This is a genomic window from Paracoccus sp. (in: a-proteobacteria) (assembly GCF_032007265.1).
In the GTDB taxonomy this organism is placed as follows: Bacteria; Pseudomonadota; Alphaproteobacteria; order Rhodobacterales; family Rhodobacteraceae; genus Paracoccus.
Genome location: NZ_DALZMB010000051.1, coordinates 19292 through 27050, shown reverse-complemented (window position 1 = coordinate 27050; position 7759 = coordinate 19292). Strand labels below are relative to the sequence as shown.

Genomic DNA, 7759 nt, shown 5'->3' with positions numbered 1-7759 from the left:
CGTGTCCTCGATCAGCACCTGTCGCAAATTGCCATGATAATAAGAGCCGCGCTCCACGCAGCCGGGCCTACATGCCTTCGCCGAAATAATCGCCCACAAGCGAGGCCAGCGCCTGTGACAGCTCGCCAGCCTGCGGCCCGCGCGCGGTCACATGGATGGTGCTGCCGCGCGGCGCGGCCAGCATCAAAAGGCCCATGATCGAATCGCCCGAGACCTCGAGCCCGTCCTTTTCGACGGTCACACGCGCATCAAAACGCTCGACCGTTTCAACGAACTTTGCCGAGGCCCGCGCATGCAGCCCCTTTTCGTTGATGATTTTCAAGGATTGCGTCACAGGCTCGGTCATGAAACGGCGCGGCTCGTGATTGGTACGACCTCAGCGGGGTCGACATTATAGCTGTTGATATATTTGCGGCCGGCCTCTTTGGCGGCGGCAACGGCGTCTGCGACAGACATGTGCCGAGATTTGGCCAGTTTGACCAAAAGCGGCAGGTTGGCCCCATAAAGGATGGCCCGGTTTTTGGCCGTACAAGCCAGTAGCGAAAGGTTAGAGGGTGATCCGCCAAACAGATCCGTGACCACGACTACCCCGTCGCCGGTATCAACCGCATCTGCCGATTTGCAGATTTCAGCCTGTTTCAGGCCGCGGTCATGATCTTCTTCGATGGCGACTGCCCGGATGCCCTTTTGAGGCCCGACGACATGTTCTACCGCCAGAAGATATTCACGCGCTAGGCCACCATGGCCCACGATGACGATTCCTATCAACTCGACCTACCACGTATCGATTGCCGCTTCACCGTGCTGGCATCCCGTAGCGGGCGAATTCGTCCGCAGGTGCCGGCGCCGGCTCACGGCGTTCAAGTTCCCTATGACGTTTAGACACCTGCCAGCCGGCTTCTGCAAGAGCACTGGCCATTCTCTCAGCCAAAGTGACGGAACGATGTTGTCCGCCAGTGCATCCAAATCCGATGGCAAGATGGGTTTTCCCCTCTTCCAGATGAGCAGGAAGGGTAAAAAGGATCAAATCGCGCACCCGCTGAAAGAATTCTGCGAATCGCGGGTCCGAGGTCACAAAAGCTTGAACCTCGGGATCGCGGCCGTCCTTGGCGCGCAGGGCCGAAATCCAATGTGGATTGGCCAGAAAGCGGCAGTCGAACATCAGATCGACACCACGCGGCACCCCGCGCTTATAAGAGAAGCTCTGCACCGAGACCGACAGCCGTTTATCGGCCGAGGTTTCGAACCAATTGGCCAGCTCGGCCTTCAGGTCATGGGGCGTCATCTCGGTGGTATCAAGCAAGACATCCGCCCGCCCCCGCACCGGTGCCAGCAGATCGCGTTCGGCCAGAATACCGCCAAGCGGGTCGCCCTCTTGTGCCAAAGGATGGCGGCGGCGGGTTTCATTATAGCGGCGCAGCAGCGTCTCGGGGGCGCAATCCAGATAAAGCACCTCTAGCGCATAGGCGGGCAACCGGGTCATGCGATCGATCAGCTCGATCAGATTGCCGACTGAAAAGTCGCGGTTGCGCACATCCAATCCCAAAGCCAGCGGCATCGGCCGGGCCGGTCCATCCAACAGGCGCGGGATCAGCGTCATCGGCAGGTTGTCGATCGCCTCATAGCCCAGATCCTCAAGGACATTGATGGCCGTCGATCTGCCCGCCCCCGAAGGGCCGGTCACAAGAACAAGCCGTTGCGCAATGTCACCGGGGTCCACCATATCGGCCAGATCCGCGTTATGGCTGGTCATATTCATCGCACCGGGGTCTTTCAGATCCGTCACGGATTACAAAGCCCTTCCCTTGGCCAGATATTGCATCAGTGCCGCCTCTAGATGTGGGCGCATGGGGCCGCGGACAAGAGGTAGCTTGACGCCAAGGAAAGCCCGCTCTTGCCACAGAGGCAAGCGTTCCGTCTCGGTTTGGGACAGATCGACGGCAAGTGTGACTTCTATGGGACCCTTGGCCTCGGCGATCAGTATCCCAACGCCCCTCGCCTCGATCATGCCGCGCAGGCTGGCGGGGGCATCCGCGAACAATCGCCCCTCGTGCAGGTACAGATCGGTCCGGTCATCCGCGACAAGTCCCGCCCCAAGTGCCATCATCGCCAAGGCCAGCGTCGATTTGCCCGCGCCCGCATCGCCCAGGATCAAAAGGCCGCGCCCGCCAAGCGCCACGCAAGAAGCATGAATGTTCATCGGTGCGAATCACTTTTACAGCTTTGCGCCTTTGGCCGCCGCCATCGGTGCCAGCAAATGAAGGGGTCACGCAAACTTAATTCAAATGATTGCGCTAAACATCTGTGGTTGCGCTAACTGGCGGTTTTGCGGACTTCCCTCATCAAATTGCCATGTTATAGCACGGGAAAAGGACCGGTTTCAGCCGGTCTCATTCATGCAGGAGCACATGATATGGCCACACCGCGCGTAAACCCGAACTGCCGTCTGGAAGACCAGGGAATCACGGGGCTGGGCAACGTCTATTATAACCTGCTGGAGCCAGCGCTGATCAATGCTGCGGTCGAGCGCGGCGAGGGCAAGCTGGGTCTTGGCGGAGCATTTCTGGTCACGACCGGCGCCCATACTGGCCGCTCGCCCAAAGATAAATTCGTCGTCCGCACCCCTTCGGTCGAGGATTCGATCTGGTGGGAAAACAACAAGCCAATGGATCCCGAGGCATTCGACCGCCTGTATGCCGATATGCTGGAGCATATGAAGGGCCGCGATTACTTCGTCCAAGACCTGTTTGGTGGTGCTGACCCGGCGCTGCGCCTTGATGTGCGCGTCGTCAGCGAGCTTGCCTGGCACAACCTGTTCATCCGTCACCTGCTGCGCCGTCCCGAAGCTGCTGAACTGGCCGAGTTCCTGCCCCAGTTCACCATCGTCAACTGCCCCAGCTTCAAGGCTGACCCCGCACGCCACGGCTGCCGCTCGGAAACCGTGATCGCGATCAACTTTGATAAAAAGCTGATCCTGATCGGCAATACCCAGTATTCGGGCGAGAACAAAAAAGGCGTGTTCACGCTGTTGAACTACCTTCTGCCGGAAAAAGGCGTGATGCCGATGCACTGCTCGGCCAACCATGCCCATGACGACAAGAATGATGTCGCAATCTTCTTTGGCCTGTCGGGCACGGGTAAAACCACGCTTTCGGCCGATCCCTCGCGCACGCTGATCGGCGATGACGAGCATGGCTGGTCGGATAATGGCATCTTCAACTTTGAAGGTGGCTGCTACGCCAAGACCATCAACCTCAGCGCCGAACACGAGCCCGATATCTATGCCACGACCAGCATGTTCGGCACCGTGATCGAAAACATGGTCTTTGACGCAGATACGCTTGAGCTGGACTTCGAGGACAACTCGATCACCGACAACATGCGCTGCGCCTATCCGCTTGATTATGTATCGAATGCATCCAAGGACAGCCTTGGTGGTCAACCCAAGAACGTGATCATGCTGACCTGTGACGCCTATGGCGTCCTGCCTCCGATCGCACGCCTGACCCCGGCGCAGGCCATGTATCACTTCCTCTCGGGTTTCACCTCGAAAACTCCGGGCACCGAAGTGGGCATCGTCGAGCCGACCCCGACCTTCTCGACCTGCTTTGGCGCACCCTTCATGCCGCGTCGCCCCGAGGAATACGGCAAGCTGCTGCAAAAGCGCATCGCGGAATCGGGCGCGCATTGCTGGCTGGTCAACACCGGCTGGACCGGCGGCGCCTTTGGCACCGGCAAGCGCATGCCGATCAAGGCAACCCGTGCGCTTTTGGCCGCAGCTCTGGATGGCTCGCTGAACGATGTCGAGTTCCGCAAGGATCCGAACTTTGGCTTCGAGGTTCCGGTTTCGGTTCCGGGTGTGGATTCCGCGCTGCTTGATCCGCGCCAGACCTGGGCTGATGGCAATGCCTATGACGCGCAGGCCAAGAAATTGGTTGGCATGTTCAGCGACAACTTTGCGCAATATGCCGATAAAATCGATGACGATGTGAAAGCTGCCGCGATCGGCTAAGCGCGCCTCATCAGCGAAAAACAGATCAAAGGGCGGCCCAAGGGTCGCCCTTTTGCGTATTTACCTCTGCCAAGGTGGACAAAGCCCCACCTGCTGCCCAAAATCCTTGCAAGCAATTTGAGGGAGTTGGACAGTGCTAAGATTTTTATCCCGACCTGCCACCAAGCTGATGGAAAGATGGCTGCCGGACGCATTCATTTTTGTTCTTATCCTTACGATACTGGCATTTCTGGCCGCCATCCTGATCGAGGGGAACTCGCCGCAAGCAGTGGTGGCCATGTGGGGAGAGGGCTTTTGGAAGCTGCTTGATTTCAGCATGCAGATGCTTCTGGTGCTGGTGACGGGCTATATTCTGGCCAGTTCGCCCCCGGTGAAGCGCCTGCTTGAAAAACTGGCCGGACTTGCCAGCACCCCGGGTTCGGCAATCGTGCTGGTCACGCTGGTTTCCATGCTGGCAAGCTGGGTGAACTGGGGCTTTGGTCTGGTCGTCGGCGCCATTTTCGCCAAAGAGTTGGCCCGACAGATCCGGGTCGATTACCGCTTGCTGGTCGCCTCGGCCTATTCGGGCTTTGTTGTCTGGCATGCCGGCATCTCGGGCTCAATCCCGCTGACGATCTCGACGCCGGGCCATTTCTCCGAGGCACAGCTGGGGATCATCCCCACCTCTCAGACGATCTTTGCCAGCTGGAACCTGATCATCGTGGCGGTGCTGTTCGTCGTCATTCCGATCGTCAATCGCATGATGATGCCCCCCGAGGCCGAGGCCTATATCGTCTCGCCCCAAACCCTGCAGGATCCGCCCCAGCCAGAGATGCCCGCCCTGCCCACCCCGGCCGAGCGGATGGAAAACAGCCGGTTTCTGATGTGGGTCGTCGGCCTGACCGGAATCTCTTGGCTGGTGATGCATTTCATGGCCGCAGGCGGGCTGAACCTGAACGTCGTCAACTTCATGTTCCTGTTTCTGGGCATTTTGCTGCATGGAACCGCGCGCAGCTTTCTATCGGCCTTGGACGCAGCAATTCGGGGTGGCGCGGGAATTGTGGTGCAGTTCCCCTTTTATGCCGGGATCATGGCGATCATGGTCGGCTCGGGTCTGGGCACCAGCCTGTCCGAGTTCTTCGTCTCGATCTCGACCGCAGAAACCCTGCCCTTTTGGACCTTCATCGCGGGCGGGATCATCAATATTTTCGTCCCCTCAGGCGGCGGACAATGGGCGGTACAGGCGCCGGTGATGCTGCCTGCGGCGCAGGCGCTTGGGGCGGACATGCCCCGCGTTGCGATGGGCGTGGCCTGGGGTGATGCCTGGACCAACCTGCTGCAACCTTTCTGGGCGCTGCCTATGCTGGGCATTGCCGGGCTGAAGGCGCGCGACATCATGGGCTACTGCGTCGTCGTGTTGCTGATTTCGGGTATCGTGATCGGTGCAGGGCTTTTGGTGCTTTAGCCCGCACCAAGCCAGAAAAAGAAAGGGCGGCCCAAGGGCCGCCCTTTTCATTTCTCGCGCCGGATGCGCTTGCGCTTTTTCGCGCGGTTGACCTCTTTCAGGCGCGCCTGCACCGCCATACGGCGAGGCCCGCCCTTGCGCCGACCCCTTGGCCCCTGTGCAAGGCTTTTGCCCTCTAGCTCGATCAGTTCAAGCATCAGACCGCCCGTGACCGGTACGGCCTCTTTCAGACGCACCACCACGCGCTGGCCCACGCTGATCTCTAGCCCGGTTTCCGACCCCATCAGGGTCTGGGCGTCAGGATCAAAGATGAAATATTCATTGCCGATCTCGCGGATTGGCAACAGCCCATCTGCCCCGGTTTCATCCAGCTTCACGAAAGCACCAAAGCGCTGCACGCCGCTGATGCGCCCGGCGAATTCCGACCCGACCCGATCCGACAAATAGGCCGCCAGATAGCGATCAGTGGTATCGCGTTCCGCCGCCATCGAGCGGCGCTCGGTTTCACTGATATGGGTCGCGGTTTCCGACAGGTTGTCGACATCGGTTTGCGACAGGCCGTCTTTGCCCCAATGATGCCCGGCAATCAGCGCACGATGCACGATCAGATCCGAATAGCGACGGATCGGCGAGGTGAAATGCGCATAATTTTGCAGCGCCAGGCCAAAGTGCCCCAAGCCATCGGGCGAGTAATAGGCCTGCGTCATCGAGCGCAGCGCGGAAATATTGATCAGCTCGTCGAAATCCGTGCCTTCGGCTTGCGCCAGCAGCTTGTTCAGATGACGGGTCTGCAACACCTGCCCCTTGGCCAGCGTAAAGCCCGAGGCTTCGGCCACCTCGCGCAGCGCGTCGATCTTGGCCAATGACGGCTCTTCGTGAACGCGAAACAGCAGCGGGCGGCGCAGCTTGATCAGCTCTTCTGCGGCGGCGACATTGGCAAGGATCATCATTTCTTCGATGAGCTTGTGCGCGTCATAGCGTTCGCGGAAATTCACCGATTTCACCCGGCCATCCGGGGTCAGCTCGATGCGCCGCTCGGGAAGATCCAGATCCAATGGCTGGCGGCGATCGCGTGCCTTTTGCAGCAGCCCGTAAGCATGCCACAACGGTTTAATCACGCGATCCAGCAAGTCGGCGCTGACGGCGTCGGGCTGGCCGTCTGCCGCGGCCTGCGCCTGCTCGTAGGACAATGATGCCAAAGAGCGCATCATGGCGCGGTGGAAGCTATGGCTGACCTTGTTGCCCTCGGGGTCAAGGCGCATCCGCACGGCCAGGACCGGCCGATCCACGCCCTCGTGCAAAGAGCAAAGATCGCCTGACAGCACATCGGGCAGCATCGGCACGACCCGGTCAGGGAAATAGGACGAGTTCCCGCGCTTCCATGCCTCGCGGTCCAGCGCGGTGCCGGGCCGGACATAGGCGGCGACATCGGCAATCGCGACCCAGATACTGGCACCGCCATCCTCTTCGGTGACCGCGGCAACCGCGTCATCGTGATCGCGGGCATCGGCGGGGTCGATGGTGACCAGCGGCAGGTCACGCAGATCTTCGCGGCCCTGCATTTGTGCGGGCTGTGCGGCATCGGCCTCGTCGATCACAGCATCTGGAAAGGCATCCGGGATACCGTGCTGGTGGATCGCGATCAAACTGACCGAGCGCGGCGCGGAAGGATCGCCCAAACGCTCGATGATGCGCGCCAAAGGCAGGCCCATGCGGCCCTTGGGGCCGGATTGTTCGGCCTCGACCAATTCGCCGTCTTCGGCGCCATGCACCGCCCCGGCGGGCACGCGCCATTCCTTGTCGGCGCCCTTGTCGATCGGCACGATGCGACCACCATCCGCGCCTTTACGGAAGATGCCCACGATCTTGAGCGCGGTATGGGTGATGCGGCGGATCAGGCGGGCTTCATATTGGTGATCTTCGCCATGGACCTCTGCCAGACGCGCCAGAATACGCTCGCCCGGCCCGATTGCCGGGTCGCCTTTGCGCGGCACGAACAGGATTTTGGGCTGGGGGCCGTCGCCCTGCCATTCCAGTGGTTTGGCGAAAAGATCGCCGTCACTATCTGGGCCAAGCATTTGCACCACGCTAACCGGAGGCAGCTTTTCGGCATCAAGGTAATGACGGCGGCGGCGCTCGAGCAGGCCTTCGCCCTCAAGCTCTTTGAGCAGGCGCTTAAGCTCGATCCGCTCGGCACCTTTGATGCCGAAAGCTTTCGCAATGTCGCGTTTCGCGGTTGCTTCTGGGTGGTCAGCCACCCAGTCGAGAATCTGTTGTCGGGAAGGAATTTGAACCATGCGCGC

7 protein-coding genes are annotated in these 7759 nt (G+C 60.2%); 2 read left to right on the top strand and 5 right to left on the bottom strand.

Annotated elements, in window-relative coordinates; translation table 11 throughout:
* Positions 1–67 precede the first annotated feature (67 nt).
* The 4 genes from RTS12_RS11915 to RTS12_RS11900 form a co-directional block, all read right to left on the bottom strand.
* Entirely contained in the window at positions 68–346 is a 279-nt protein-coding gene (locus RTS12_RS11915; protein WP_312528742.1) for an HPr family phosphocarrier protein, read from the bottom strand.
* The gene (locus RTS12_RS11910; RefSeq protein ID WP_312528740.1) at positions 343–768 is read right to left on the bottom strand and encodes a PTS fructose transporter subunit IIA; all 426 of its coding nucleotides are present in this window, start codon (positions 766–768) and stop codon (positions 343–345) included. Before RTS12_RS11910 ends, RTS12_RS11915 begins: the two co-directional genes overlap by 4 nt.
* Positions 769–796: 28 nt before the next feature.
* Positions 797–1723, bottom strand: coding sequence for an RNase adapter RapZ (gene rapZ / locus RTS12_RS11905; protein WP_312528744.1), 927 nt, complete (start codon positions 1721–1723; stop codon positions 797–799).
* A 66-nt stretch (positions 1724–1789) separates the two neighbouring features.
* Positions 1790–2200 carry a serine kinase gene (locus RTS12_RS11900; RefSeq protein WP_312528738.1) on the bottom strand — a complete coding sequence of 137 codons (411 nt, stop codon included), beginning with the start codon at positions 2198–2200 and terminating at the stop codon, positions 1790–1792.
* Positions 2201–2413: 213 nt separating this feature from the next.
* Between RTS12_RS11900 and RTS12_RS11895 the strand changes: the two genes are divergently transcribed.
* Positions 2414–4012 carry a phosphoenolpyruvate carboxykinase gene (locus RTS12_RS11895; RefSeq protein ID WP_312528736.1) on the top strand — a complete coding sequence of 533 codons (1599 nt, stop codon included), beginning with the start codon at positions 2414–2416 and terminating at the stop codon, positions 4010–4012.
* Between the two features lie 133 nt (positions 4013–4145).
* Positions 4146–5456: a short-chain fatty acid transporter gene (locus RTS12_RS11890; RefSeq protein ID WP_312528734.1), complete on the top strand. Its 1311-nt coding sequence runs from the start codon at positions 4146–4148 to the stop codon at positions 5454–5456.
* Between the two features lie 47 nt (positions 5457–5503).
* Here the strand turns inward: RTS12_RS11890 and rnr are convergent, their stop codons facing one another.
* Complete coding sequence (rnr, locus tag RTS12_RS11885) at positions 5504–7753, bottom strand: ribonuclease R (RefSeq protein WP_312528732.1); 2250 nt, start codon at positions 7751–7753, stop codon at positions 5504–5506.
* Positions 7754–7759 lie beyond the last annotated feature (6 nt).

Excerpts from the sequence above, each read along its gene's own strand:
- RTS12_RS11900 (WP_312528738.1), bottom strand. The coding sequence starts at position 2,200 with ATGAACATTCATGCTTCTTGCGTGGCGCTTGGCGGGCGCGGCCTTTTG.
- rapZ (WP_312528744.1), bottom strand. The coding sequence starts at position 1,723 with ATGGTGGACCCCGGTGACATTGCGCAACGGCTTGTTCTTGTGACCGGC.
- RTS12_RS11895 (WP_312528736.1), top strand. The coding sequence starts at position 2,414 with ATGGCCACACCGCGCGTAAACCCGAACTGCCGTCTGGAAGACCAGGGA.
- rnr (WP_312528732.1), bottom strand. The coding sequence starts at position 7,753 with ATGGTTCAAATTCCTTCCCGACAACAGATTCTCGACTGGGTGGCTGAC.
- RTS12_RS11915 (WP_312528742.1), bottom strand. The coding sequence starts at position 346 with ATGACCGAGCCTGTGACGCAATCCTTGAAAATCATCAACGAAAAGGGG.